26 protein-coding genes are annotated in these 26389 nt (G+C 70.1%); 14 read left to right on the forward strand and 12 right to left on the reverse strand.

Annotated features, from left to right (window positions below):
* Positions 1–13: 13 nt before the first annotated feature.
* A complete protein-coding gene (locus tag N0B31_RS00870; RefSeq protein ID WP_260593841.1) occupies positions 14–592 on the reverse strand; it encodes a conditioned medium-induced protein 4 in 579 nt (192 codons plus the stop codon).
* Between the two features lie 132 nt (positions 593–724).
* Between N0B31_RS00870 and N0B31_RS00875 the strand changes: the two genes are divergently transcribed.
* The gene (locus N0B31_RS00875; RefSeq protein ID WP_260593842.1) at positions 725–1042 is read left to right on the forward strand and encodes a hypothetical protein; all 318 of its coding nucleotides are present in this window, start codon (positions 725–727) and stop codon (positions 1040–1042) included.
* Here the strand turns inward: N0B31_RS00875 and N0B31_RS00880 are convergent.
* Positions 1039–2286 carry a GNAT family N-acetyltransferase gene (locus N0B31_RS00880; RefSeq protein WP_260593843.1) on the reverse strand — a complete coding sequence of 416 codons (1248 nt, stop codon included), beginning with the start codon at positions 2284–2286 and terminating at the stop codon, positions 1039–1041. The two genes, N0B31_RS00875 and N0B31_RS00880, sit on opposite strands and share 4 nt — an antisense overlap.
* Positions 2287–2392: 106 nt before the next feature.
* Here N0B31_RS00880 and N0B31_RS00885 point away from each other — a divergent pair, with 106 nt between their 5' ends.
* Both N0B31_RS00885 and N0B31_RS00890 read left to right on the forward strand, forming a co-directional pair.
* A complete protein-coding gene (locus N0B31_RS00885; protein ID WP_260593844.1) occupies positions 2393–2644 on the forward strand; it encodes a DUF7996 family protein in 252 nt (83 codons plus the stop codon).
* A gap of 90 nt (positions 2645–2734) precedes the next feature.
* The gene (locus N0B31_RS00890; RefSeq protein WP_260593845.1) at positions 2735–3001 is read left to right on the forward strand and encodes a DUF8006 family protein; all 267 of its coding nucleotides are present in this window, start codon (positions 2735–2737) and stop codon (positions 2999–3001) included.
* Positions 3002–3219: 218 nt separating this feature from the next.
* Here the strand turns inward: N0B31_RS00890 and N0B31_RS00895 are convergent, their stop codons facing one another.
* The 3 genes from N0B31_RS00895 to N0B31_RS00905 form a co-directional block, all read right to left on the reverse strand.
* The gene (locus tag N0B31_RS00895) at positions 3220–3414 is read right to left on the reverse strand and encodes a cold-shock protein (protein ID WP_260593846.1); all 195 of its coding nucleotides are present in this window, start codon (positions 3412–3414) and stop codon (positions 3220–3222) included.
* A 130-nt stretch (positions 3415–3544) separates the two neighbouring features.
* The gene (gene ahbB, locus N0B31_RS00900) at positions 3545–4591 is read right to left on the reverse strand and encodes a siroheme decarboxylase subunit beta (protein WP_260593847.1); all 1047 of its coding nucleotides are present in this window, start codon (positions 4589–4591) and stop codon (positions 3545–3547) included.
* A 58-nt stretch (positions 4592–4649) separates the two neighbouring features.
* Positions 4650–5126, reverse strand: a complete 477-nt coding sequence (locus tag N0B31_RS00905; RefSeq protein ID WP_260593848.1) for a redoxin domain-containing protein — start codon at positions 5124–5126, stop codon at positions 4650–4652.
* Between the two features lie 210 nt (positions 5127–5336).
* Between N0B31_RS00905 and N0B31_RS00910 the strand changes: the two genes are divergently transcribed.
* From N0B31_RS00910 to N0B31_RS00925, 4 genes are all read left to right on the forward strand, one after another.
* A complete protein-coding gene (locus N0B31_RS00910; RefSeq protein WP_260593849.1) occupies positions 5337–6296 on the forward strand; it encodes an SDR family NAD(P)-dependent oxidoreductase in 960 nt (319 codons plus the stop codon).
* A gap of 93 nt (positions 6297–6389) precedes the next feature.
* Positions 6390–7457: an anthranilate phosphoribosyltransferase gene (locus N0B31_RS00915; protein ID WP_260593850.1), complete on the forward strand. Its 1068-nt coding sequence runs from the start codon at positions 6390–6392 to the stop codon at positions 7455–7457.
* Positions 7457–8200 (forward strand): DUF7125 family protein, encoded by a 744-nt coding sequence (locus tag N0B31_RS00920; RefSeq protein ID WP_260593851.1) that lies wholly within the window; start codon positions 7457–7459, stop codon positions 8198–8200. Before N0B31_RS00915 ends, N0B31_RS00920 begins: the two co-directional genes overlap by 1 nt.
* 57 nt (positions 8201–8257) lie before the next feature.
* Positions 8258–8824 carry a peptidylprolyl isomerase gene (locus N0B31_RS00925; RefSeq protein ID WP_260593852.1) on the forward strand — a complete coding sequence of 189 codons (567 nt, stop codon included), beginning with the start codon at positions 8258–8260 and terminating at the stop codon, positions 8822–8824.
* A gap of 35 nt (positions 8825–8859) precedes the next feature.
* On the opposite strand, the gene N0B31_RS00930 is transcribed toward N0B31_RS00925, so the two are convergent.
* Together N0B31_RS00930 and N0B31_RS00935 are read right to left on the reverse strand one after the other, a co-directional pair.
* Positions 8860–9624, reverse strand: coding sequence for a class I SAM-dependent methyltransferase (locus tag N0B31_RS00930; protein ID WP_260593853.1), 765 nt, complete (start codon positions 9622–9624; stop codon positions 8860–8862).
* A 45-nt stretch (positions 9625–9669) separates the two neighbouring features.
* Entirely contained in the window at positions 9670–10929 is a 1260-nt protein-coding gene (locus N0B31_RS00935; RefSeq protein ID WP_260593854.1) for an NAD(P)/FAD-dependent oxidoreductase, read from the reverse strand.
* A gap of 153 nt (positions 10930–11082) precedes the next feature.
* Here N0B31_RS00935 and N0B31_RS00940 point away from each other — a divergent pair, with 153 nt between their 5' ends.
* Both N0B31_RS00940 and N0B31_RS00945 read left to right on the forward strand, forming a co-directional pair.
* Positions 11083–11682, forward strand: coding sequence for a DUF6149 family protein (locus tag N0B31_RS00940; protein WP_260593855.1), 600 nt, complete (start codon positions 11083–11085; stop codon positions 11680–11682).
* 221 nt (positions 11683–11903) lie between these two features.
* Complete coding sequence (locus tag N0B31_RS00945; RefSeq protein ID WP_260593857.1) at positions 11904–12752, forward strand: hypothetical protein; 849 nt, start codon at positions 11904–11906, stop codon at positions 12750–12752.
* Positions 12753–12783: 31 nt separating this feature from the next.
* Here the strand turns inward: N0B31_RS00945 and N0B31_RS00950 are convergent, their stop codons facing one another.
* Together N0B31_RS00950 and N0B31_RS00955 are read right to left on the reverse strand one after the other, a co-directional pair.
* Entirely contained in the window at positions 12784–14088 is a 1305-nt protein-coding gene (locus N0B31_RS00950; protein WP_260593859.1) for an NAD(P)/FAD-dependent oxidoreductase, read from the reverse strand.
* A gap of 63 nt (positions 14089–14151) precedes the next feature.
* The gene (locus tag N0B31_RS00955) at positions 14152–15174 is read right to left on the reverse strand and encodes a hypothetical protein (protein WP_260593860.1); all 1023 of its coding nucleotides are present in this window, start codon (positions 15172–15174) and stop codon (positions 14152–14154) included.
* A gap of 84 nt (positions 15175–15258) precedes the next feature.
* Here N0B31_RS00955 and N0B31_RS00960 point away from each other — a divergent pair, with 84 nt between their 5' ends.
* Positions 15259–16137, forward strand: a complete 879-nt coding sequence (locus N0B31_RS00960; RefSeq protein WP_260593861.1) for a homoserine kinase — start codon at positions 15259–15261, stop codon at positions 16135–16137.
* Here the strand turns inward: N0B31_RS00960 and N0B31_RS00965 are convergent.
* Together N0B31_RS00965 and N0B31_RS00970 are read right to left on the reverse strand one after the other, a co-directional pair.
* On the reverse strand, positions 16134–17231 hold the full coding sequence (locus N0B31_RS00965) for a phosphotransferase family protein (protein WP_260593863.1): 1098 nt from the start codon (positions 17229–17231) through the stop codon (positions 16134–16136). The two genes, N0B31_RS00960 and N0B31_RS00965, sit on opposite strands and share 4 nt — an antisense overlap.
* A 215-nt stretch (positions 17232–17446) precedes the next feature.
* Positions 17447–17869, reverse strand: a complete 423-nt coding sequence (locus tag N0B31_RS00970; protein ID WP_260593865.1) for an SCP2 sterol-binding domain-containing protein — start codon at positions 17867–17869, stop codon at positions 17447–17449.
* 192 nt (positions 17870–18061) lie between these two features.
* Between N0B31_RS00970 and N0B31_RS00975 the strand changes: the two genes are divergently transcribed.
* The 3 genes from N0B31_RS00975 (at position 18062) to N0B31_RS00985 (ending at position 21903) form a co-directional block, all read left to right on the forward strand.
* A complete protein-coding gene (locus N0B31_RS00975) occupies positions 18062–20443 on the forward strand; it encodes a hypothetical protein (RefSeq protein WP_260593866.1) in 2382 nt (793 codons plus the stop codon).
* 63 nt (positions 20444–20506) lie between these two features.
* Positions 20507–20653, forward strand: a complete 147-nt coding sequence (locus tag N0B31_RS00980; protein ID WP_260593868.1) for a hypothetical protein — start codon at positions 20507–20509, stop codon at positions 20651–20653.
* An 83-nt stretch (positions 20654–20736) separates the two neighbouring features.
* A complete protein-coding gene (locus N0B31_RS00985) occupies positions 20737–21903 on the forward strand; it encodes a thiolase family protein (protein ID WP_260593870.1) in 1167 nt (388 codons plus the stop codon).
* A gap of 159 nt (positions 21904–22062) precedes the next feature.
* On the opposite strand, the gene N0B31_RS00990 is transcribed toward N0B31_RS00985, so the two are convergent.
* Entirely contained in the window at positions 22063–23496 is a 1434-nt protein-coding gene (locus N0B31_RS00990; protein ID WP_260593872.1) for a DUF7504 family protein, read from the reverse strand.
* 255 nt (positions 23497–23751) lie between these two features.
* Here N0B31_RS00990 and N0B31_RS00995 point away from each other — a divergent pair, with 255 nt between their 5' ends.
* The gene (locus N0B31_RS00995) at positions 23752–26367 is read left to right on the forward strand and encodes a DNA topoisomerase I (protein ID WP_260593874.1); all 2616 of its coding nucleotides are present in this window, start codon (positions 23752–23754) and stop codon (positions 26365–26367) included.
* Positions 26368–26389: the final 22 nt, after the last annotated feature.

Raw genomic sequence — 26389 nt, forward strand, 5'->3', positions numbered from 1 at the left:
CGCGCCGGGCGGGTCAGTCGACGACCTCCTCCATCGTCCGTCGGTCGGTCCGGTAGGTCCGGCCGAGTCGCTCGGTGTCGACCTCGAGCAGTTCCTCGAACTCCTCGGGGTAGCGGTAGCCCGAGACACGGGCGTCCTGCTGGACGCGGAGGACGTGGGCGTACTCGCCGGCGGTGGACGGGGCCACGCCGAGCTCGGCGGCGGCGTCCGCGACGCTCGCCCCGCCGTCGAGGAGTGTCCGGAGCGCGTCCACGTCGAACGTCGCCTCGGTGTCGGCCGGCCGGAACAGGTGGAGGTTCACCCGAGCCCGGGCGACCGTCTCGGGGCTGACCCCGAGGTGGGCGGCCACCTCGGCGTCGGACCGTCCGGCGTAGTACCCCCTGACGACGGTCACGAGCGCCGGGCGGTCGAGCGAGGTGCGGAAGCCGTAGCGTTCGCGCATCCGCTCGACGACGCGCCCGAGCCGCTCGTCGACGGTCGCCTCGTCGGGGAAGTCACCCCGCCGGGCGTGCTGTCGCTCGGTCGAGGTCGGCTCCCCGCCGAGGTCGATGTACAGTTGCTTGAGGCGCTCTACGCGGTCGTTCGTCTGCATGGTGGTACCTCGCCCGGCCGTCGCTGGCCGAGCAGTATAACGCTCACAGTAGGTCCCGTGAGGATATAGCCCTTCCTCGCCACCCGACGCGAGGCGGTAGGCCTTTGCTACTCCCGCACGTACCTCGATACAATGATTCAGCGTCTGGTCGACCAGCTGGAGAAGCAGGCACGTGACCTCACTGTCCTCGAGACGGTCATCGAACACCACCCCATCGGCATCGTCCGGCTCTCGCAGGAGACGGACGTTCCCGAGCACAAGGTGCGCTACTCCCTCCGGATGCTGGAGAACGACGGGCTCATCGAGGCGACCCAGCAGGGGGCCATCCCCGCCGAGGGCATCGAGGAGACGGTCGAGGACATAAATGCGAGCATCGACGACCTGATCGCCCGCATCGAGGCCATGGGCGAGGGGCCCGTCGAGGAAGTGACCGACGCGACGGCCGACTAGAAGCCCTCTCTGAGGAGCGTCGGTTCTGCGGGGAACAGCGCGTCGAGCGACGCCACCGCCGGGTCCGTCGGGGCGGCGGCTATCGCCCCCGTCTCGGCGAGGAACGTCGCGTCGCGGAAGCCGACGACCAGTTGCGAGAGCGCCCGCATCGGGAGCGTCACGACCGGGTCCGCCTCGGTCGGCTCGCAGCGTGGCTCACCTCCCTCGACGGTCAGCCGGAACGTCCCGTCGTTCGCCGGGAGGACCGGGTCGGTGACGCCGACCGTGACCGTCCCGTCGGTGGGGTAGTCGAGCGTCGAGAGCGCGTCGACCACGTCCACCACGCGGACCATCGGGCCGGCCTTCGTCCGGACGGTCACCGCGGAGGGGTCCTCGACGAGGTCGAGCAGCCGCGCGTCCGGGTCGGGCGGGCAGTACCACTCGACGGTCTCGACCTGCGAGTCGTGGTCGCCGAGGAACCGCAGGAGGTGGCGGTACGCCTCGTGGTCGGTCCAGGCCGACTCCAGCACCCGGAGCGTCCGGCCGTCGTCGCCGTCGCCGTCGGCGAACCGGTAGACGAGGTACGCGCGGGCCTCGCCGCCGTCGTCGTCCCAGCGGTAGCCGAAACTGTCCTCGCCGCCCCACCACTGGAAGACGCGCTTCTCCCACCACTCGGCGGTCCGGTCGACGTGGAGCGCGCGGTCGGCCTCGTGGGCCGCCAGTACGGGCGCGAGCGTCTCCCAGTCGTCGGGGCCGGAGGGGACGAACTCGCCCGCCGGCGCGGCGCCCGCGCCGCGCAACTGTTCGGGCGGGGTCTCCACCTCGTCGTACAGCGAACAGGTCTCCCAGCCCAGCGCGCGGTAGAACGACCGCTTGAACGGCCAGAGCACGGAGAGCGGCAAGTCGGCCTCGCGGAACTCCACGAGCATCTCGGTCAGGAGGTCGCGGACGTGACCGCGGCGGCGGTGTTCGGGCGGGGTGGCGGCAGCCGTCACCGCGCCGAGCGGGTGGAACGCACCGCGGACGCGGGTCTCGAACTCGTGCCACCCGGCGACGGCGACCGGGTCGGCGTCGGCCTCGCCGGCGGGGAACAGGCCACGGTTCTCGCGGGCGACGAGTTCGTCGTCCTCGACGCGCTCGCGGAGGTCCTCGCGGGCGTCCTCGTCCCACGGGCCCGCCGTCGGGCGGAAGGCGTAGCGGACGTACTGGTGGAACCGCTCGTCGTCGGCCGGCAGGTGCCGGTACTCGGTCCGCGGGGTGTCCATATCCCCGAGGGGACGGCGCGGGTCAAGAGTGCGTCGGCGGCGTGTGTGGTGCTCACGCCCGCCGTGGGGCGTCAGATTCAGGGTTCGGCCACCCGTACTCGGTGGTATGCCCACTATCGTCTCGCCAGAGATGGAGTCGGACCCCCCGCGGTGGCTGCGTGCGCTCGTGGTGCTCGCGGCGGGGATCGCGCTCTCGGGGATCGCCGACTTCGCGCTGACACAGGCCGGCTACAGGGGGCTCGGGGCCTACGTCTGGGCGACGGGGTACGCCGGCACCATCCTGCTCATGTTCTTCCTCTACCTGCGGCCGCTCGACCTGCAGGGACCGGACGGGGAGGGCGAGGAGCGGGCCGACTGACGGGGCCGGCCGCGGCGCCCGCCGAGTGTTCCACGGTCCCGCTCGCTAACGGAAACCTTATGCGCGAATCCACGCCATTTCGGGGCAAGGATGTTCGCGCTACCGCTCCAGCTCGTCGACAGCTTCCTCCTCCAGTACAACGTGGGGCAAGCCATCCTCGCGCTGTACATCCTGAGCACGCTCGCGGCGCTCCCGCTCAAGTCGCAGAAGATAATCGGCATCAACACCGTCGTGTTCGGCGTCATCTTCCTGCTGACGCCGACGGGCCCGGCGGCGCTCCAGCCGGTCCACTTCCAGTTCCTCGGCATCGCGCTCATCTTCGTCGGGCCGTTCCTCGTCCTCACCGCCGACCGGTGACCCGGCCCCGGTGGTGACCTGCCCCCGGCTCCGACGCGCGCGAACCGCCCCCGCTCTCTCCGCTCTCCTCCCGATCCGTCCCGTTCCACCCACCCGACAGTCCCCACGCCCGGCGAGCGCCGTCGTCACTCCCCGGGCGAGTGCCGGCCGAGCCGACACGGCTGTCGCTCGGGAGTGGTGATAATACGGTCTGAGTACGGTACCTCTACTCGACTGCCTTACAGGCGGACGAGGTTCTTCGCGCGCGGGCCCTTGTCGGACTGCGTGATCTCGAACTCGACCTCCTGACCCTCTTCCAGGTCCGGGCCGCCGACGTCTTCCATGTGGAAGAAGACGTCCTCGTCGGAATCCTCAGTCTCGATGAAGCCGTAGCCGCCAGTGTCGTTGAAGAAATCAACCTTTCCGGTCGCCATTTGCGATTGGAGGGAATGCAGCCCCACGTATAAGGCTTCTGGCGTAGACGTTCAGATAGTCGACAGGTGTCTAGGCACCCCAGACTGGTCCGAACGGGTCGTAGAACTCTCCAGAGTGCCGTCTGGGCGCTCAGTCGCCCCGGACGAGCTCCTCGTAGCGCGCGCCCGTCTGCTTGAGCGTCTCCGTTGAGTAGAGTCGCTCGTGCTCGAACGGGAGGTGCTCGCTCGCGAGTTCGTCCACCTTCGCGTCGACGGCGTCGGCCTCGCGGCCGTGGACCATCGTGAAGAGGTTGTAGTGCCAGTCCTGCTCGGGCCGGCGTGGTCGGTGGTAACAGAGCGTGACGTACGGGAGCGTCCCGACGGCCTCGCCCCGCGCGTCGAGTTCCTCGTCGGGGACGTCCCAGACGACCATGCAGTTGGCGTCGAACCCCGTGACGACGTGGTTGACGACACAGCCGATGCGCTTGATACAGCCGCCCGCGAGGAGGCGCTCGACCGCCTCGAGTACCTCGGCCAGGTCGGCATCGATGGCGTCGGCCACGTCCCGGTACGGTGTCGCGGTGAGTGGGAACCCACCCTGGATCTCGACGAGGAGTCGCTTCTCCATCTCGGAGAGGTCCGCGGTCGCCGACTCCGAGATGCGCGTGGCGTTCACCTCGGTCGACTCCAGCGACTCGCGGGCGAACCGGTCCTCGTTCATCACGGGGAACTCGAGGTCGATGTAGTAGTCCGTCAGCATCGGGAGGTTCAGCACCTCCAGCCCCGTGCGCTCCTCGATCTCCGCGAGGATGCGGTCGCGCGTCTCGCGGGAGGCCGCGGTGACGACGAACCACATGTTCCACTCGTGGCTCCGGCGGTAGTTGTGGTTCACCTGCTCGTAGCCGTTCACCACCTCGGCCACCTCGTCGAAGCGGTCCTCGGGCGCCGAGACGGCCGCGAGCGTCGAGGAGCCGATGACCGGCGGGTTGAGCACCGCGCCGAACCGTCGGAAGACACCCCGTTCACGCAGCCGCCGCACGCGGTCGAGCGCCTCGTCCTCGGTCACACCTAGCGCCTCCCCTACCGCGCGGAACGGCCGCTCTTCGACGGGGAAGCCGCTCTGGAACTCGTCGACGAGGGTGGCGTCCACGTCGTCGAGGCCGGCCCGCCAGTCGCCGTCCTCGGCCTGCGAACTCATTGCCCTGACGACGGCCCGACGGGGCCTATCGCTTTCGTTCCCGGCTCGGTCGCCCGGTTCAGGCCGCCGCCTCGACCGCCTCGAGCAACGCCTCGTAGTCCGGTTCGTTCGTCGGGTCCTCCGTCGTCCAGACGTACGTCACGACGCCGTCCTCGTCGAGGACGAACACGGCGCGGTTGGCGACACCGTGCAGGCCGAGGTCGTCGATGTCGATCTCGAGGTCGTAGGCGTCGATGGCCTCGCGGCTCATGTCGCTCACGAGGTCGAACTCGATGCCGTGTTCCTCGCGGAAGGCGTTGAGCGAGAACGCACTGTCGGCGCTCACGCCGAGGAGCGTCGCGCCCGCGGCCTCGAACGCGTCGAGGTGCCCCTGTAGCGCGACCATCTCGTTCGAGCACGGCGGGGTGAACGCGCCGGGGAAGAAGGCGAGCACGACCGGGCCGTCACCGAGGTACGCCTCGAGGTCGAACGGCTCCAGGTCCCCGTTGGCGAGCGTCGCGGTGAACGTCGGTGCGGTGTCAGATTCGGAAACCATCACTCACCTGTAGGGTCGGCCGACGGAAAACATCGTGGTCGGAGCGTCGAGGTCGTCGGTCGCCGCGACCGGGCTCGCAGTCGTCGTGCGACGGCGTGTGACCACCGCCGCCGAAATAAAGGAACGCCGTATTGCCGGCTCACAGGCCTCACGTCGCGGAGTTCGCCGCAACGCCGTACGTTCATACCAGTCGGCTCCATACCCCTGCCCATGTCCGAACTCACCTTACGCGATATGTCCGGAGAGACGGCCCTCGTCACGGGCGCGACGAGCGGCATCGGCCGACACGCGGCCGTCCTGCTCGGCCGGGCCGGTGCCCGGGTCCTCGTCCACGGCCGGAACGAGGAGGCCGGCGCCAAGACCGTCCAGATGGTCGAGGACGCCGGCGGCGAGGCGTCCTTCCACGGGGCGGACTTCGCGGACCTCGACGAGGTACGGGCGCTGGCCGACGAGGTCCGCGAGGAGACGGACGAACTCGCCGTCCTCGCCAACAACGCCGGACTCACCGTGACGGACTATCAGGAGTCGAAACAGGGCTACGAACTCCACCTCGCCGTCAACCACCTCGCGACCTACCTCCTGACCCACGACCTCGTCGACCACCTCGCCGACGAGGCCCGCGTCGTCACCACCTCCTCGCTGGCCCACCGCAACGGCGGCATCGACTTCGACACCCTCGCCGAGGAGGGGTCGACCGGCGACATGAGCATCTCCGGGCGCTCCGACATGGCGCTCGTCTCGAAACTGACGCGGGCGACGGGACTCGCCCGCGTCTCCGGACTCTCCGGGTTCTCCGCCTACTCCGACTCCAAGCTCGCGAACGTGCTGTTCACCCGCGAACTGGCCGCCCGACTGCCGGCGGGCCAGACGGCCAACTGCTTCCACCCCGGCGTCATCCCCGGCAGCGGCTTCGCCCGCGGGATACCGTTCCCACTGTCGATGGGGTGGGAGGCCGTCGAACTCGTCCCCGGCGTCACCGACAGCGTCGAGGACGGCGGTCGGGCGCTCGCCTACCTCGCCGCCTCGCCCGCGCTGGAGGGGGTCACCGGTCAGTACTTCGACCAGCAGCGCCAGCGTCGCCCCTCTCGGTCCGCGCGCGACGACGAGACGGCCGACCGGCTCTGGGACCTGAGTGCCGACCTCGTGGGCGTGGACCCGGACTGGCCGTAGCGCGACGGACCGGAGGAGGACGACGGGCGGACGACACCGGCCCGTGTCGCCCGGATGGGACGCTTTTTGTCGCTCGCGCTCCGACAACCGAGCATGGCCGAGACCACGACGAAGTACGGCGAGTGGCCGCTGAAACGCCTGATGACGGAGGTCGTCGGTTCCGGACACAAGTCCGCCGACGACATGACCCGCGAGCAGGCTCGCGAGGCGATGCAGCGCATCCTCGCGGACGAACCCGACCACACCACGCTCGGGGCGTTCTGGCTCGCCAACCGCTGGAAGCGCAACACGCCCGAGGAGCTCGGCGCGTACCTCGACGTCATCGTCGAGGAGTCGCTGGAGCCGTACGCCCCCGAGGCCGACCCGGTCGACTGCGGGGCCAACTACGACGGCAAGGGTCGGACCGCCATCCTCGGCGTCGCTGCGGGTGCCGTCGCCGCCGCCGCCGGCACCCCCGTCGTCACCCACTCGGGCGACCGGGTCCCGACCCAGAAACAGGACGCCTACAAGCACGTGCTGGACGAACTCGGCGTCCGCACGGAGCTCCAGCCCGAGGAGTCCGCGGAGATGGTCGACGAGACGGGCTTCGGCTTCTACTACCAGCCGAACTTCAACCCCGGCCTGCACGCCATCGAGGACCGGCGCGACCAGATGGGGGTCCGCACGTTCGTCAACACCATCGAGACCATCTGCAACCCGGCGAACGCGGACTACCACCTCGGCTCGTTCTACCACCTCCCCTACGCCAAGCGCATCGTCGACACGTTCCAGGAGAGCGAACACGTCTCGCCGCGCCGCGTCGTGATGTTCCAGGGGCTGGAGGGGTACGACGACATCCGACCGGGGAACACGAAGGTCGGCGAGTGGTCCGCCGGCTCCGAGTTCACCGACTTCGACATCAAGACTCCCGAGTACGGCATGGACTGGGAGGAGGCCGACCTCTCGGTCGAGAACGTGGCCGAGGAGTCCGCCACCATCACCGAGGCGGTGCTGGCCGGCGAACGCGACGGCCCCTTCGCCGACGCCGTCGCGCTGAACGCCGCCGTCCGCATCTACGCCCGCGAGGACTGTGCGGACCTCGACGCCGGGCTGGAGATGGCCCGCGACGCCATCGCCGACGGCTCCGCCCACGAGGTCCTCGAGGACCTCCGGGCGTTCTGATGGCCGAGGACGAGGGGACCGACGGGCCGTTCGAGGCGACACTCCCGGGGGACGAGGCGCGCCGGGCGGCGTTCCGCGAGGCCGTCGCGGCCGGTGACGTGCCGTGGGACGGCCCACGCGTGGCGGGGAACCTCTCGACCGGGTTCCAGGCGCTCGACGAGGGCTGGGGCGGCTTCTCGCCGGGGGCGCTCGTGGCGCTCGTGGCCCCGCCGGACGCGCCGAGCGAGGAACTGCTGTACCCGCCGGCGACGTTCGCGCCGGCCCGGTACCTCTCGCTGTTGCGGAACGCGCCCGAGGTGGCGCGACACGCCGCCGCGACGGGCTACGAGGCCTTCGACGTGACCGAGACGGACACCACCCGCCTGCTGGACGACCCGGCCGGGGCGCTCTCGGGGCTGGACCCGGAGTCCGTCGTCGTCGTGGACCCGGCGACCGAACTCGAACGCGAGGGTCGCGAGCGCTACCTCACGTTCGTCTCGACGCTGAAACGGGCGGTCGAGACGACCGACAGCGTCGCCGTCCTCCACTGCCCGCGGATGAACCCACGAGCGCTCCAGCGTGACCTCACCCTCGCGCGGGCCGACGTGGTGCTCGAACTGGAGCGCTACCGGGCCGACGAGCCACGCCACGGCGTCCAGTGGTTCTGCTACTGCCACAAGAACCGCCTCGGGCGCGTCCCCGACACCCCCGTCCGGTTCGCGTTCGACGACGGGCCGCGGACCGTCCAGCCGCGGGACGCCTGAGCGGCCTCCGGGGCTCCCACCGGCACCCTTTTCGGACCCGCACGCCACCTGCCGGGTATGAGCAACGAGGTCAGCAACCCCGACAACCCGACCGCGACGTTCCACACCACCCACGGCGAGTTCACGGTCGAACTGTTCGCGGACAAGGCGCCCAAGACGGTCGAGAACTTCCTCGGACTCGCCCGGGAGGACCCCGCCGCGGACGCGACGCCCGCGCCCGACACGAACACCTGGAAGGACCCCGAGAGCGGCGAGGTGCGAGGGGACTCGCTCTACGCCGGCGCCGTCTTCCACCGCGTCATCGGCGGCTTCATGATCCAGGGCGGGGACCCGACCGGCACCGGCCGTGGCGGTCCAGGCTACCAGTTCGAGGACGAGTTCCACGACGACCTGACCCACTCCGGGCCGGGCATCCTCTCGATGGCGAACTCCGGACCGAACACGAACGGCTCGCAGTTCTTCGTCACGCTCGACGCCCAGCCCCACCTCGACGGCCGACACGCCGTCTTCGGGCAGGTGGTCGAGGGGATGGACGTGGTCGAGGAGATCGGCTCGGTGCCGACCGACCGCAACGACCAGCCGCGCGAGGAAGTGAAGATCGAGCGCGTCGACATCGACGAGTAATCGAGCGAACCGACACCGACGAGTAACGACCCGACTCACTCCTTCTCTGCGCACACCACGAGGAAGCGCGGCGTCCGCTCGGCGAAGTACCGCAGGTGCTCGGCGTCGGACTCGGGTTCCGGTTCCCGGAGGTCGGTGACCGCGAACCCGGCCGCGAACAGGGGGCGCGTCACCTCGGCGAGCGGCCGACGGTAGACCGGCATCCGGGTCTCGCCCTCGCCCTCGACGTGGGGCCACACCTTCTCGAACCGCTCGACAGCGTAGTAGTCCGCGGACTGTGCGGTGGCGTTGCCCACCGCCTCGGGTTCCTCCTCGACGACGAAGTAGGTCGTGAACGGGTGGTCGACGCTGACGACCAGCGTGCCGCCGGGCCGGCAGACGCGGGCGAACTCGGCGAACGGGGCGTCCCAGTCCTCGACGTGGTCCAGCGTGAGTTGCGAGCAGACGAGGTCGAACGTCGCGTCCGGGAAGGGAAGCGGCGCCCGGAGGTCGCCGTGGACGAACGCCGGGCCGTCGGTCCGCTCGTGCGCCTCGCGGAGCATCCCGGCGCTGGCGTCGAGGCCGACCACGTCGGCGCCGCGTTCGGCCAGCCACGCGGCGTAGTGACCCGTGCCGGTACCGGCGTCGAGCACCCGCCGGCCGTCGACGTCCGGGAGCACCTCGCGGACGGCCGGCCACTCGTAGGCGGCGCGGGCGTCGGCGCTCGGGTTCCCGGCGGCGTAGGCGCTGGCCGTCTCGTCGTACACCTCGTGGGCCTCGTGCGAGCCGTCCGTGGCCTCGGCTGGCGGGTCGTCGGGCATCGCTCCTCGGTCGACGCCGCGGGTGAAAAGTCCGGGGTGCGCGTGTTACTCCGCCTGCGCCTCGGGGCTGTCGGCGACGAGGTCGTCGACCGGGATTCGCTCCTCCAGCAGTTTCTCCTCGCGGCCGGTCAGGTCGACCTGTTCGCGGGCGAGCCGCTTGAGCGCGGACTGCGGCGAGAGGTCGCCGATGAGGACGCCGCCGATGACCCTGCCGTCCTTCAGGGCGACGCGGCGCCACTCGTCCTCGCTGTACTTCTTCTCGACCGAGTCGTCGCCGAGGGTGGGGTGGCCGAACGAGAGGAACGGGAAGTCGAAGTGGGTGATGGAGTACGAGGAGACCCACTCGAACGTCTCCTCGGGCTCGTCCCACTCCCCGACCATGTTCGCGCCGGCGATGGAGCCCTGTTCCTTCGCGCTGCCCCACGCGCCGTTCTGTGCGCGCTCGCCGAGCAGGACGTCGTGGAACTCCGTGATGTCGCCGGCGGCGTAGACGTCCTCGACGTTGGTCCGCATGTGCTCGTCCGTGAGCACGCCGTCGTCCGTCTCGACGCCGGAGCCACGGAGCCACTCGGTGTTGAAGTTCAGGCCGATGGCGACGCCGGCGAACTCGGCCTCGTAGCGCTCGCCGTTCGGGTCCACGGCGGCGACGACGTGACCGTCGTCGTCCGTCTCGAAGTGGTCGACGCCGGAGCCGAAGACGGGCGTGACGTTCCGCTCGCGCAGGGCGTCGTGGATGATCTCGGCACCCTCCTCGCTGAGGGCGTAGCGCCACCACGCCTGCCCGCGCATCAGGTAGTGTGCGTCCAGTTCCTGCGCGGCGGAGATAGCCGCGAGGTCGATGCCCAGCAGGCCCGCGCCGACGACGACGCCGGTGTCGGCGTTCTCGGCGTTCTCCTTGATGGCGCGGGCGTCCTGGAACGTCCAGAAGTGGTGGACGCCGTCGGCGTCGCTGTTCTCGACCGGCAGCTGCGTGGGGGTCCCGCCCGTGGCGACGAGCAGTTTGTCGTAGTCGTAGGTGTCGCCGCCGTGGGTGTGGACCGTCTTGGCCTCCGTGTCCACGCGGACGACGTGCGTGTTCAGCTCGAGGTCGATGTCACGCTCCTCGTACCAGTCCGGGGAGTGGATGGAGATGGGCGCCTCGGGGAGTTTCCCCTTGGCGAACTCCTTGATGAGGATGCGGTTGTAGAGGGCCTCGCCCTCCTCTGTGAGTACAGTCACCGACGCATCGGTGTCGGCCTCGCGGATGGTCTCGGCGGCAGAAGAACCCGCGATGCCGTCGCCGATGATCACGTGCGACGTCGCCATATCCGCGCTAACGCACCCTGCCTATTGGGCGTTGCCATCTCCTCGGCACGCGGATTCGGGCGCAGGTCCGTGGGTCGGTCGGCGGCCGATTCGGTCCCTGCCGAAACGACCGGATACCGGACGTTCAAGGGACTCGAACCCGAACAGCAGGGTATGAAGATACGCCAGAACCTCCGGCACTGGGCCGCGAAGAAGGCCCTCACGACACCCGTCGTCGGCCCGCGGGTCAACGACAAGCTCGTGGACATGCACACGGGCATCTTCCTCGGGAAGACCGACGAGTCCAACCACGACGAGCGCCGTGCGCACCTCGACGACTTCTTCGACGCGACGATGGACACGTACGTCGCGGCGCTGGAGAGTGGGTACCCGGAGGCCGAGGCCCGCGAGATAACGCACGTCCAGGCCAACTTCGACTTCTTCAACCACGGGTGGACGGAGATGATGGAGATCCCCGGTGACGAACTGGAGGACCACTACCGCCGCTACGAGGCGTTCTTCGCAGACCACGGCATCACCATCGACGACCCGCTCGGCGAGTTCCGCCCGCTCGGCGGCATCGCCGAGGCCCCGAAGACCCCGGAGAGACTTGAGGAACCGGAGTACGAGAACGCCCTCGCCGGCTTCGCCGACGACGTATACGTCGAGACGCCGGAGGGCACCTTCGAGGGCCACGGCACCGAGGAACCCGAGGACGTCGACGTGTCGCAGGCCCCCGGTGCCGACGCCGACGAGGAGGCCAGGGCGGACTGACCGGGTCGCGGGTCGGGTGACCCGCCCCGGCCACTCACGGTCCCAGTCGCACCCGGTCCGGTCACGGCATATCTCGTCTCGGTCACAGCACGTCCCCTCTCGGTCACCGGCTACCGCCCGTCAGTGCGGCGACTCGTCCTCTGCCACCCGTCTCCGTTCGACAGCTGTGCGGAACGTGTATATCCCAGTAGGTCGAACGTGAAGGGACTCGGGAGGAAACGATGGCCGCACCGACCCCGGTTCCGCGGCGCTGGATCGACACCTCGGTCCGCGACGGGCACGTTCTCCCGCTCACTCGGTGGGTCGCACGGTTCATCATCCCGTTTCTCGCCGCGGCCGCGCTGGTCCTCTACGGCGTGCCGGGTCGGACCACCGAACTCTTCGCGTGGACGATCCGCCCCGACACGACGCCCCTCATCATGGGGGCTGGCTACGGCGCGGGCGTGTACTTCTTCTACCGGGTGTCTACCGTCGACGCGTGGCACACGGTCGCGCCGGTGTTCCCGGGCATCGCGACGTTCACGTGGTTGATGGCGTTCGCGACGGTACTCCACTGGGGCAATTTCAACCACGAGCACTACACGTTCTTCCTCTGGGTGTTCCTCTACGCGGTGACGCCGGTCCTCGTCCCGGGGCTCTGGGCACTCAATCGGCGGACAGAACCCGTCTCTCCCCGGGTGACTGAGCCTCGGCTCCCCCGGGCCGTGCGGGTGCTCGGCGGGGCGCTCGGCGTGGTCATCACGGTCAGTGCCGTGGCGCTGTTCGTCGTTCCGGGGCCGATGATCGAGCTGTGGCCGTGGAGCGTCTCCCCGCTGACGGCACGGGTCCTGACGGGCTGGTTCGCGCTGCTCGGTATCGTGAACGCCGTCGTCGTCCTCGACCCGCGGTGGAGTGCCGCGCGGATACTGGTCCAGAGTCAGCTCCTCGGCTTCGGACTGGTGTTGCTCGGGGTCGTCCGTGCCTGGGGCGACTTCGACCAGTCGAACGTCCTGACCTGGAGCTTCGTCGGCGGGATGGTGCTGTACCTCGGGGCCGTACTCGTGCTGTACGTCGGGATGGAGCGTCGGTGAGCGACCCACCGACAGCCCGTCTCGTGGTCCCCTACTCCAGTATCCGGTCGGCACACTCGTAGCCCGCCAGGACGCCGCCGTCGAGCGACCGCTCCGGGTACTGTGCCCGCGAGGCCATCCCGGCGTAGTAGAGGCCGTCGGTGACGTCCGCCGCGAGGTCGTACGGGACCACCCGGTCGAGGTAGCCACGGGAGTAGATGGGGGCAGTCCGTGGGTTCCGAGCGACCTCCATCCACTCGACGGCCGAGCGGTCGAAGTCGGGGTAGAGGTCGGCGATGCCGTCCAGCCACAGCTCCCGGACCTCGTCGTCGTCCAGCCGCCAGAGCTCCTCCTCGGTGTCCTGGACGTAACTCGCCACGTAGAGCAGGTGTTCGCCCCCGTAGCGCTCGGGCGGGACGAAGTTCGTGTGCTCGATGAGCGCGCCGAACGGCGCCTCGTCGGCGATGTTGAGCCAGTAGGTGTCCATCAGCGACTCGGACATCCCGACGACGGCGCAGACCGAGCCCTGGAACTCCACGTCGCACTCGTAGCCGGTCAGCGCCTCGAGGACGTTCGGCATCGTCGCGACCACCACGTCGTCCACGTCGTACTCGGTGGTCCCGTCGGGTGTCTCGACGGTCATCGACTCCACGCTGTCGCCGAACGCGAGGTCGGTCACCCGGGCCTCGGTCTCGATGTGCTCCGTGCCCACGGCGTCGACGAGCGCGTCCAGCAGGCGGCCGAACCCGCCCTCGACGTAGCCCAGTTCCTCGCCACGCAGGAGGTCACGCTCCGAGCGGAACTTGATGCGCCCGAGGAGCCACGCTGCCGAGACGTCCTCCTTCCGGGAGCCGAACTTCGCGTCCAGCAGGGGCTCGAAGAAGTACTCGTAGACGCCGCGGGTGGTGTGTTCGAGCAGGAACTCCTTGATGGGGACGTGCTCGAACGCCTCGAGGTCCTCGTAGGTGTCGAACGTCGGAATCCCGCCGCGGACGTCTATCTCCTTGGTGAGCATCGCGAGGCGGAACTTGTCGTACACCGAGAGGTAGGGGTAGGCGGCGATCTCCCAGGCGGTGTCGAGCGGGTGTTCGACCCCCTCGACGTAGTAGGCGTTCTCGCCGATACGCCACTCGACGGCGTCACCGAGGCCGAGTTCCTCGGCGAGTTCGACGATGGTGGTCTCGTTCTTCGAGAGGTGGTGGTAGAACTTCTCGATGCGGTCGCCCCGCGTGTCGTAGGTGGCGGCGAGACCGCCGACGTCGTCGCTGGCCTCGAACACGCGGACCTCCTCGCCGGCCTCCCGGAGTCGGTAGGCGGCCGCGAGTCCCGCGATGCCGCCGCCGACGACGCCTATCATATCTCGAGCGTCGCCGCGGGTCGGTATGGGCCTTTTGACCGATGGTCGGAGACGTCGGCGGCCTCAGCCGTACTGCTCGCCCAGCGCCTCGATGCGCGTCTCGAGTTCGGCCACCGTCGTCTCGTATGTGGTGGAGACGGTGTCGCCGTCCTGCGAGACGGTCAGGCGGTCGAGGGCGGCCTCGACCTCCTCGGTCGTGCTCTCCGTCGACTTCGCGACGGTGACGAGTGCCTCCGTCTGCTCGACCACCGCCTCGGCGGCCTGCGAGTCGACGGCGACGAACACGACTTCGAGGCCGACCGTGTCGCCGTTCGAGTAGAGCGCCCCACCGCTGTGGGTGACCCGCTGGTAGGCGTCGAGTTCGACCGTCTCGCCACCAACCGGGATGCGCCGGGGAAGCGAGTCGTCCGGGACCTCCGCTCCGTAGCGGACGTAGCCGTCGCGGGTGCCGTCGTAGGCGTTCGAGAGCGCCGACCCGATGGCGTCACCCTCGCCGTTCGCCACGTCGACGGCGTCCTCGACGGCGTCGGTGGAGCCGACGACGTACCGGCCATCACCGAGGACCGCCAGTTCGGCCTCGACGTACTCGCTGTCGTTCGTGTACGTGGTCGTCCCCGAGTACTCACCCTCGGTGTAGGTCGCCCCACCATCCTCGAGTGCGTCGACGACTTCCGTCTCGGACCACTCGGCCTCGAACACGGCACCGGCGTAGGCGTCACCACCGAAGCCGAAGTAGCCGAACTCGCCGAACCCGAGGACCGACTGGAGGCCGGAGGGCGGGAGCGTCGCCTCGGCCTCCGCCTCGTCGAGGACCGCCTCGTAGCTCTCTGGGCCGCTGTAGTACTCGTTCTGCGAGACGACGCCGAGGTAGGCGTTCGCGAGGCGGGCCGTGTTCTCGTCACCGAGGAGGCCCTGTACGTCTGCGGTGAACACGCCACGGGAGGCCGCGGGCGCGCTGTCGGTGCTCACGCCACCGCCACCGGTGAAATCGCTTATCTGCTCGGTACAGCCGGCACTGGCGGTGAGGGCGGCGAGGCCGACGCCGGCGCTCGCGCGGAGGACGTCTCGTCTAGAGGGACCAGTCATGTAGTCGAGACGCGTGCCGGGACCGGTATAGGCCTTCTTGCTTCGTTCGGGTACATTTAACCGTCCCCTCTCGTTACGCCGGGTATGCTCACCGTCCGGGCGCCGGCGACGAGTGCGAACCTCGGCAGCGGGTTCGACGTCTTCGGCGTCGCCCTCGAACGCCCGGCGGACGTGGTCCGCGTCGAGAAGGCCGCAGAGACCACCATCACCGTCACGGGCGCGGGGAGCCAGTACATACCCGAGGACCCGCGGAAGAACACGGTCGGTGCCGTCGCCGAGGCGCTGGAGGCGCCCGCCCACATCCGCATCGACAAGGGGATCCGCCCGGCCTCGGGGCTCGGCTCCTCGGCCGCCAGCGCCGCCGCCGCCGCCGTCGGGCTGAACGAACTCTACGACCGGGGCTACACCCGCGAGGAACTCGTCCCCATCGCCGCCGAGGGCGAGGCCGTCGTCTCGGGGGCGGCACACTCCGACAACGTCGCGCCATCCATCCTCGGCGGGTTCACCATCGCCCGGCACGACGGCGTGACGAGCGTCGACGCGGACATCCCGCTCGTCGCCTGCCTCCCCGAGATCGTCGTCTCGACCCGCGACGCCCGTCGGGTCGTCCCCGACGGCGCCCGGATGGAACAGGTCGTCGAGACGGTCGGCAACGCCGCGACGCTCGCCGTGGGGATGGCCCGCGACGACCCCGACCTCGTCGGCCGGGGGATGCACGACTCCGTGGTCACGCCCGCGCGTGCGGAACTCATCGACGGGTACGGGAACGTCCACGCCTCCGCGGTCGAGGCGGGTGCCACCGGCGTCACCATCAGCGGCGCCGGCCCGACCGTCATCGCGGCCTGTCACGAGGGTGACCGGGGCGCGGTGGCCAGCGCGATGCTCGACTCCTTCGAGCGCTCGGGCGTCGAAGCCCGCGCGTTCAAGACGCGCATCGGGCGTGGCGCCGAGATGTTCGACTAGGCGTCGAGTGCGCGTTCGACGTCGGTGCGGAACCGCGCTGCGACCGCCTCGACCGTCCCGTCGGGGAGGTCGAGGTGGCCGAAGTCGTTCATCACCCGCGTCGCCGCCAGCAGCTCGTAGCACGGCGTCGGCTCGCGCACCCGGTCGACGAGGCCGGATGCTGTCTCCGCGTACCCGTCGAGCAGCGCCTCGCGGACGAGGGGCCGGCGGTCCCGTGGCTCGCCACGGACCTCGTGGCGCGACGAAGTCGTGACACGGCGGTCACGCACGTCGGGGAGGCCAGCGAGGAACGACCCGCCGTAGAGGTAGGCCGCGAACTCGAAGTCGAACGCGGGCGGCACGGCGAGCGTGTACGCCCAGTCGGGCTGGGCGGTCACTCGACCCGCGTCGGGGTCCACGAGGAGGTTGTGGAAGCCGTGGTCGTTCCGGCCCAGCGCGGGCCGGAACGGGCCCGAGAGCGCGGCGATTCGCTCCTCGAACCACACCGTCAGCCGCTCGGTGAGGGCCGCGAACCGGGAGTCTACGTGGCGGTCGAGTTCCGCCCGCGTCCGCGCCCACAGATACTCGGGCCACGTCTCGCGCCCGCGGACGACGCGGAGGTCGCTCGGGTCGCCGCTCGGCCGCTCGCCGTCGAGCGACGGCCCTCCGTTGGCGACGTAGCCGAAGGCGTCGACGGCGTCGAGCGTGTGCAGCGACCCGAGGTGGCGTCCCACGTCACGCGTGAGGCCCTGCAAGACGTCGTCGGAGACTCGGCCGACGGCCTCGTAGGGGAGGGTCTCGCTCGGCACGGCGGCGCTCAGGTGGAACGGCGCGGGCAGGTCGGGGTCGTCGTCGACGACGCCGAGGACCGGCGTCACCGGGACGTCGGTCCCGTCCTCGAGGAGTCGCTGGATGCGGGCGTCCGCCGAGACGCCCTCGCCGTCGCCCTCCGTGGTACACTTCAGGTAGCAGGTGTCCACGTCGCCACCGGAGACCGAGAGCCGATAGACCGCCGAGAACCCACTCTCGACCGGTTCCGCACATTCGAGCCGCCACTCGGGTTCGACGCGTTGGAGCATCCGTTCGAGCGTGGCGTAGGGGAGGGCATCGGTCATACTCGCGCCGTACGGGGGGTCAGGGAAGTGTCTTTGCGTGGGGCGAGACGGACCGACACGGTGCCACGGCTGTACGGTGCGAGGCGGTGCGGTAGAAGCCAGCGTACCGCGGCGACGCCGCGGTTTCACTCGCTCCGAGTGGAGCGAGGAGCGCCGTTCGCACCCACTGTTTTACGCGAGTGGTCCGCGAAGCGGACCCGAGCGTAACAGGATGGTCAGTACGCGTACTCGGTGTCGATGCTCGCGCTCGTCTCCGTCATCGCCACCGCGGCACCGGAGTACTGCATGACCTTCTGCATGTCACCCTCGAGGTCGAAGACGCCGGACATCATCCCGTCGATGGCACCCATCTCGCCGTCGTTGAGCTTCTGCCAGTCGGAGTAGGCGCCCCGCATGACGAAGCCGTGCTCGACCTCGTCGAGGTCGTCGACCTCCTTCACCGCGGTACACTTGCCATCCTCGAGTGCGATGTAGAAGTAGCGGTCCTCCGGGAGTCGGTCGTCAGCGACGATGTGGAAGATGAAGTCGCCGTCGAACCCGACGCCCCAGCCGGCGCCCTGCTCTCCGTACTCCTCGCTCTCGTTCAGTCGGTTCTTGTACTCCTCCATCCACGCCTCACTCGGGAACTCGTATGCCATGATGTGTGCCTCCGTACCACGTATCGGAGGCCCGTGTGCCGAATAAGCGTTCTGCCGCGCTGACGGCGAACGTATAAATACCAGGGGGTGGCGAGCGGCGGCGTCCCGTCAGGCGGTTCTGTGGCGCCGGACATAAACTCCCGTTTCATCCCCACGGAACCCTTTACCGTGCGGTATTCCAGACGGTGGACAGTGACGACCCGAGAGATACGAGATCACACGAACACGTCCGCATCGCGGCTCGGCGGGGCCGAGTTCCAGGCGGCCGTCGTCGGAGCCCTGGTGGGTGGGGCCGTCGGCGCGGCCGCCATGGAGCGACTGGCGCCGGGCCACCTCCGACTGGTGGGTGCACTCAGTGGCGAGGCAGCGTTCGCCCAGTCGCTCGTGACCTGGTTCGGGCTCTGTCTCCTCCTCGGTCTCGGCTTCGCCTACGTCGCCTCGCGCAGTCTGAACCGCTACACCACCGTCGTGGTGGCGCTGACCTCGCGCAGCACCACGCTCCGACGGCTGTTGATGCCCGCGGTCCGGCGGTCAATGCTCGGGACCACCGCCGCCGGCATCGGCGTGCTGTTCGGTGCCGCCGCGGCCGTCGTCGTCGGCTTCGTCGGCGTCCCCGTGGCCGTCGACGTGGCGACGGACTACCGCCCCTCGGTGCCCATCGTCGACTCCTCCGTCGCCCTCGGCTACGTCCTCACGGGGACCGTCATCGGCGCTGGCTACGGGACGACGCTGGACGGGTCGCTCCCCACCCTCGGCCTCGGGACCGACCGTGGACGTGGGGTCGTCTACGGGACGCTCCTCGGAGGAGCGCTGGGCGGGGGGACGCTGGCTCTGCTCGCGCCGCTGCACCTCCGGTATGTCGGCGCCGTCGTGGGGAGCGGGTCCGTGGGTCGTGGTCTGCTCGTCTTCTTCGCCACCGCGTTCGTCCTGACAGCCGTCTTCGCGGTGACCGCTGCGAAGCTCGGCGGTCGTGGACCGGGATACACCCGGCGGACGGCGTTCGCGGGCATCTGTTTCGGGGCACTCGCCGGCGTCGCCCTGAGCCTGTTCGCCGTGCCGGCCGTCGTCAACAGCGAGACGCAGTTCACGCTCGCCTCCCCGCTCGGTGACCGGGCCGTCCTCGCCGGGTGGACCGTCTACGGCCTGTTCGCGGGGTACGGCTACGCCCGCGGCGTCGAAGGGGGCTCGGTCCTCCCGGACAAGCTCGTCGACCGGGTCGGTGCCGTCACCGCGTCCACGCTCGTCGCGGGGACCGTCGGCTCGGTGTTGCTCTACCTCATCTCGCCGGTGCACCTCCGGTTCGTCGGCACACTCACGCGCTCCGGAACGCTCGAACGCGGCATCCTGAGCGTCTACCTGTTCGCCCTGCTCGCGGCCGTCGGCGTCGCGCTGTTCGCCGACGAGACGGCCCGCCGCTCGGGGCTCCGTCTCGGGAGTGCCGTCGGCGTGCTGAGTGTGCTGTTCGGCCTCTTCACTCTCCCACTCTACGTGAACCGCGTGACGACGTTCACGCTGCAGGTGCCGCTGGGTACCCCCCGCGTCCTGCTCGGGTGGGGTGCCTTCGGGATGGTCTTCGGGTTGACATATGGCGTCGTCCGCCGGCGCGAGACACCCCTGCTCGGCGCCGAGCGCACCCGGGCGACGGTGTACGGTGCGGCCGGTGCGGCCGTCGCCTCCACGTTCGTCTTCTACGCCGGGTGGCCGGTCTACCTGCGGTACTTCGGCGACCTCGCGGGGAACGCGACGTTCGCCCGCGGGACGGCCGTCTGGGCCGCGCTGGCGGTGCTGTTCGCGCTCGGGTTCGCGCTCACGCTCGGCAAGCAGGTCGAGTCGTCGACGCCGTTCGCCGACGCCGTCCGCCGGGGGGCGGCCTACGGGGCCGGTCTCGCGGCGGTGGTCGGCCTCGTGCTCGTCCCGTTCTTCGTCGACGAGACGACGGCCTCGGCCCTGCCACTGCCGCACACCGACCCCGCCGTCCTCCTCGGGTACGTCGCGTTCGGTGGCGTCCTCGGCGCGACGTACCGCTCGACGCTGCCGACGGACGCCGAGACGCTGGGGGCCGACCTCTCGGCGCGGGCGCGCCGTCGACGCGCGACCCTCTTCGGCGCGCTGTTCGGCGCGTTCGTCGGCGGGCTCGTCCTCCAGCACCTCGCCGGCCTCGTCCACCTGCGGTACGTCGGCTCGCTGGCCGGGCAGGGTGGCTCGGTCGTCGGGTCGTGGGCCGTCTGGCTGGCGCTCGCGGCACTGTTCGCGGTGGCGTTCCGGGTCGCCGTCGGCGGTCGGTTCGACGAGTACGAGCGGCGCGTCCGGACCGTGGCGAAGCAGGACGCCGACCTGAACCGACTGCTCGGCGGCGCGCTCGACGACACCCCGCGGGCGACGACGGGGCTGCTCGTCGGCACGGGGTACGGGATCGCGCTGGCCGTCGGCGTCGGGATACTCGCCGTCCCGCTCGTCGTCAACACCGCGACACCGTTCCTGATGCCGCTCCCGAACCTCGACGCCTACGTCCTGCTCGCGTTCGTCGCCTACGGTACCGTCCTCGGGACGGGCTACGGCGTGATGCTGGAGTAGGCCCGTTGCCCGTTCTTCCGGCGGGACCACCCCACCTTAGTGTCGCGGCCGCTTCGGACGGGTATGGACGACTCACTGGCGGCGTTCTTCGACGAGTACGACGACGCGGTGCGCGACTACGAGAAGGGGTACGCGGACGCCGACGCGACGCTCGAACGGGTGACGAAGGCGGCCGAGGCGCTGCGGGAGGCGGCCGACGACGACGCGTAGCCGTCTCGCGCCCACGACGGCGAGGACGGCGGTTACCCTCGACTCACGAGCCTCTATATGTGTGTCGAGGTACAGACCTCGGTATGCACGACGTCGTACTGGTGGACGGTGCTCGTACGCCTCACGGCGCACTGCTCGGCGGCCTCGCGGACGTGAGCGCCGTCGAACTGGGGCGGACGGCGCTCGACGGACTGCTGGACCGCGTTGCCCTCGCGCCCGAACAGGTCGACTACGTCACCGTAGGCAACGCCATCCAGGCCGGCATCGGGCAGGTTCCAGGCCGCCAGGCGGTGTACGCCTCGACGCTGCCGAAGGAGACGCCGGTGACGACCATCAACGAGGCCTCCGGGTCGGGGGTCCGGGCCATCATGAACGCCCACGACCACCTCGCGGCGGGGCGGGCCGAGTTCGCCATCGCGGGCGGGATGGAGTCGATGACGAACGCCCCGCACGTCCTGCCGGGCCACCGGAAGGGCGAGCGGATGGGCGACGCGACGCTGAAGGACTCGATGATCTACGACTCGCTCTGGGACGTCTCGTACGACGCCCATATGGGCGAGCTGACCGAGGCACTGGTCGAGCGCGAGGGCATCACCCGCGAGCGACAGGACCGGTACGCCCTGGAGTCGAACGAACGCGCCGTCGCGGCGACGGAGGCGGGCCTGTTCGACGACGAGATGGTCCCCGTCGAGACGCCGGACCGGGTCGTCGACACGGACGAGGGGCCGCGTGCCGACACGTCGCTGGAGGCGCTCGGGCGACTCCCGACGCCGTTCGCCGACCCCGGGACCATCACGCCGGGCAACGCCTCGAAGCTCTCGGACGGTGCGGGGTTCGTCCTGCTGGCGACGGCCGAGGCCGCCGAGGCCGCCGGGCTCGAACCGATGGCTCGCGTCACGGACTACGCGGTCCAGTACCGCGACCCGAAGTGGTTCAACGACGCCGTCGCCGCCGCCGTCGAGGCCCTGCTGGCGCAGAACGACCTCGCGGTCGAGGACGTCGACCGCTACGAGGTGAACGAGGCGTTCGCCGCGCAGATGGTCCACGTGATGGACCGGGTCGGCGTGCCGCGCGAGCGACTCAACACGCGTGGTGGGGCCGTCGCCTACGGCCACCCCATCGGGGCCAGCGGTGGGATGATAGCCGCGTCGCTCGCCTACGAACTGGAGCGCGAGGACCTCGCCCGTGGGTTCGTCGGGATGAGCGTCGGTGGTGGCGGTGGCGTGATGGCGATGCTCGAGCGGCCGTAGCCGTCGCTCGGGAGTGGCGGACAGGCCGGCCGTCACGTCGCTCCACGCGGGGTGGCCGACACACCCGCTCCGGCCCCGCGTGGCTCCGTCCAGGGCACGCGCGGGACTGGTCGCGCCATCCGACTTAAACCCTCGCCGGTTCGTGGATGTCTCCCGGACTCAGGCTTCGACGGCGCCGTACTCCGTCTCGAGGTAGTCGAGGGCTCGCTCGACCACGGCCCCATCGTAGCTCCAGAAGCCGTCGTAGCGACCGGGCTCGAGTTCGCGCGTGACGAGTGCACCCCCCGCGTCCGTGTCGCCGTCGTAGACGACGAACCACGCGTCGCCCACCTCCTCGGCGGGGAGCCCGCGGACGACGGCGCCGTCGAGCGGCTCCGGCAGCGAGGCGTCCAGTTCGCCGTATAGGTGGACCTCGACGCCCTCCGCCAGCAGTCGCTCGTAGACGCCGACCGTGTCCCGGTCGCGCGTGAGTCGGGAGAACAGCTGGAAGCCGGCGTGGACCGTCCCGGACCCCTCGCGGAGCGCCAGTCGCTCGACGGTACGACTCGCGCGCAGTAGACGGCCCCTGCCAGCCTCGTTCGTCGCGAACACGTCCGTCGGGAGCGCCTCGACGACGGACGAGCGGGTCCCGTCCACGTCGCCGAACGGGTCGTCGATGCCGACCACAGCCTCTTCGAGTGCGCCCGCGGCCAGCAACTCCGCGCCGTCGTGGAGCATCGCCACACCCGCTGGAACGCCGCCGCCGAACTGGAGTTCCTCGACGCCGACGGCGTGCCGCTGTGCGCGCTCGACGAGCGGCCCGACGTCCGTCTCTGACGGGACGTTCCCGAACGTGAGCGTCGGCCGTCCCTGTCGGACGGCGGCGATGAGTGCCGCCAGCGACTCCTGACTCGTGTGGGTCTGGCGTTCCACCCCCGGTGCCGCGCTGTCCGTGGCTGCCGCCGTCGCCGCCTCGCCCGCATCGACGGTGACCGTGCCGGGGTCCTCCAGCCGACGCCACTCACTGGCGCCACCCTCCTCGTCGACGAGTCGGCACTCGGCGGCGTTACGACACTCGACGCGGCTGTCGGCGATCGACAGGAACCGGCTTCGCTCCTCGCGGGCGACGCTGTCGTCGTCGAGGCTGAACGCGACGACGCCGCCCCGGTCTCGGACCTGCTGGATGAAACTGTGGAGGAACCGGAACACGCGGCCGAACGCGGCGTAGAGCGTGAGCGTCGTCACGGAGTCGACGACCACGACGACCGGTCGGTCGCCGTGGTCGAGTTCGTCCAGCGCCTTCGAGACCGCGACGGCGATGCCGGTCAGGTCGGCCGCGGAGGCGACCCGATGGACGACGTGTCCCGTCTCGGGTGGTCGCGAGTCGGTGCAGTCCACGATGCCGGTCCGGTCGGCCGGGAACGCGTCGGGATAGCGACTCAACAGCCCCGCGGCGTTCTCGTCGGTGGTGACGAACAGCGCGGGGTGACCGGCCGCTACCGCCTGGCCGACGAGGGTGACGAGGAACTCGCGCTTGCCCGTGAGCGGTGGCCCGTGACAGAGGACGGCCTGGCCGTCGCCCGCTCCTTCGAGGACGCGGCGAGTGACGTGCATGCTTGACGGTCACGCCAGCGTGGCAAAGTCGTTCGCTTCGCCTCGCGGTGGGTACCCGCAGCCCACACGCGGGTGTCGACAGTCGCCGCCTCGTGAGCGTACGTTCACGTGCGCGCGCCGCCGCACGCGCCCCTCGCCCGAGGCCGCGTACGCGCGCCTTCGGGCGGTTTCCGGCGTTCTGGCCCCGAAAGGTTTAGACACGGGAACGGCATAGTCGCCCCCAATGAGCACGACGCGGACACGCGGGTGGACACCGTGGAACTGATAATCACGGAGAAGGACAACGCCGCCCGCCGTATCTCGGAGATCCTCAGTGACGGGTCGTTCGGCACGGACCGGCGCAACGGGGTCAACGTCTACCGCTGGGGCGGCAAGCGCTGCGTGGGTCTCTCGGGCCACGTCGTCGGCGTCGACTTCCCGCCGGAGTACGACGACTGGCGGGACGTCGAACCGGTCGAACTCGTCGACGCGCCGATGGTCAAGCGCGCGACGAAGGAGAACATCGTCCGGACGCTGCAGGACCTCGCCCGCGAGGCCGACGCCGCGGTCATCGCCACCGACTACGACCGCGAGGGTGAACTCATCGGGAAGGAGGCGTACGAACTCGTCGAGGAGGTGGCGGACGTCCCCATCAGGCGCGTCCGGTTCTCCTCCATCACCGAACGCGAGGTGACCGAGGCGTTCGCCGACCCCGACGAACTGGACTTCGACCTCGCCGCCGCCGGCGAGGCCCGACAGATGATCGACCTGATGTGGGGGGCCGCACTCACCCGGTTCCTGTCGCTCTCCTCCGGCCAGCTCGGCAACGACTTCATCTCGGTCGGCCGGGTGCAGTCGCCCACGCTCAAACTCATCGTCGACCGCGAACGCGAGATCGAGGCGTTCGACCCGGAGGACTACTGGGAACTGTTCGCCGACCTCACGAGCGAGGACGCCGACGGCGCGTTCGAGGCCCAGTACTTCTTCCGCGAGGAGGGCCGCGAGAACGAACGCGTCTGGGACGAAGCGGCGGCGAACGCCGCTCACGAGCAGCTGCTGGCGGCGAGCGAGGCCACCGTCACGGAGGTCGACCGGCGGACCCGCACCGACCAGCCGCCGACCCCGTTCAACACCACGCAGTTCATCAGCGCCGCCTCCTCGCTCGGGCACTCCGCGCAGAAGGCGATGAGCGTCGCCGAGGAACTCTACACGGCTGGCTACATCACCTATCCCCGGACGGACAACACGGTCTACCCGGAGGACACCGACCCCGTCGCCCTGCTGGAGACGTTCGCCGACACCGGGACGTTCGGCGAGGACGCCGCCTCGCTGCTGGAGGCCGACGACGTCGAACCCACGCGCGGCGAGAAGGAGACCACCGACCACCCGCCCATCCACCCGACGGGTGAACTCCCGCCGCGACAGGATCTCTCGGCGGACGAGTGGGAACTGTACGAACTCGTCGTCCGGCGGTTCCTCGCGACCTGTGCGGAGCCGGCGACGTGGGAGCACCTCCGCGTGGTCGCGGCGGCCAACGGCTGTCTGCTGAAGGCCAACGGCAAGCGCCTGCTCGATCCGGGCTACCACGCGGTCTACCCGTACCTCTCGACGAGCGAGAACTTCGTCCCGGACGTGACCGAGGGCGAGTCGCTGGCGGTGAGCGACGTGCGACTGGAGGCCAAGCAGACCCAGCCCCCGCGCCGGCGTGGTCAGTCGCGGCTCATCGAGACGATGGAGGACCTCGGCATCGGGACGAAGTCGACCCGGCACAACACGCTCCAGAAGCTCTACGACCGGAACTACATCGAGGGCGATCCGCCGCGCCCCACGAAACTCGCGATGGCCGTCGTCGAGGCGGCCGAGCAGTTCGCCGACCGCATCGTCGACGAGGGGATGACCGCGCAACTGGAGCGGGACATGGACCGCATCGCCAGCGGCGAGGTGACGCTGGACGAGGTGACCGAGGAGTCCCGCGAGATGCTCTCGGTCATCTTCGAGGAGCTCCACGAGTCACGCGAGGCGGTCGGGGACCACCTCCGCGACGGGCTGAAGGCGGACAAGACGCTCGGCCCGTGTCCGGAGTGTGGCGAGACGCTGCTGGTGCGGCGCTCCCGGCGCGGGTCGTACTTCGTCGGCTGTGACGGCTACCCCGACTGCGAGTACACCCTGCCGCTCCCGTCGAACGGCGAGCCGACGCCCATCGACGAGACGTGCGAGGAGCACGACCTGCGCCACGTGAAGATGCTGGCTGGCCGTTCGACGTACGTCCACGGCTGTCCCCAGTGCGAGGCCGAGAAGGCCGAGGACGAGGAGGACGTGGTCATCGGGGCCTGCCCGGACTGTGGTGACGACCACGAGGGGGCACTCGCCATCAAACGGACCCGTGCGGGTGGCCGGCTCGTCGGCTGTACGCGCTACCCCGAGTGCGACTACTCGCTGCCGCTCCCGCGGCGTGGCGACATCGAGGTGACCGACACCTACTGCGAGGAGCACGACCTGCCCGAACTCCACGTCGTGCAGGACGACGAGGACGACCCGTGGGAGCTGGGCTGTCCCATCTGTAACTTCGAGGAGTACCAGGCCCGCCAGCGCAAGACCGACGTGGAGGACCTCGACGGCATCGGGAAGAAGACGGCCGAGAAGCTCGCGGACGCGGGAATCGACTCGCTCGTGAAGCTCGCCGACGCCGACCCGGAGGCGGTGGCGAGCGAGGTGCAGGGCGTGAGCGCCGACCGGGTGCGTGACTGGCAGGCGCAGGCCCGCGAGGCCATCGACGAAGGCGGTGACGACACCGACCCGGACGACGGGGAGGAGACGGTCGTCGAGGACGACGAGGGACGGGACACCCTCGGCGACGTCGAGGCCGAGGTCGACGAGGCCACCGCGGGCTGAGCCGTCCGGTCGTGTCGCTCGT

Source organism: Salinirubellus salinus (genome assembly GCF_025231485.1).
GTDB lineage: Archaea > Halobacteriota > Halobacteria > Halobacteriales > Haloarculaceae > Salinirubellus > Salinirubellus salinus.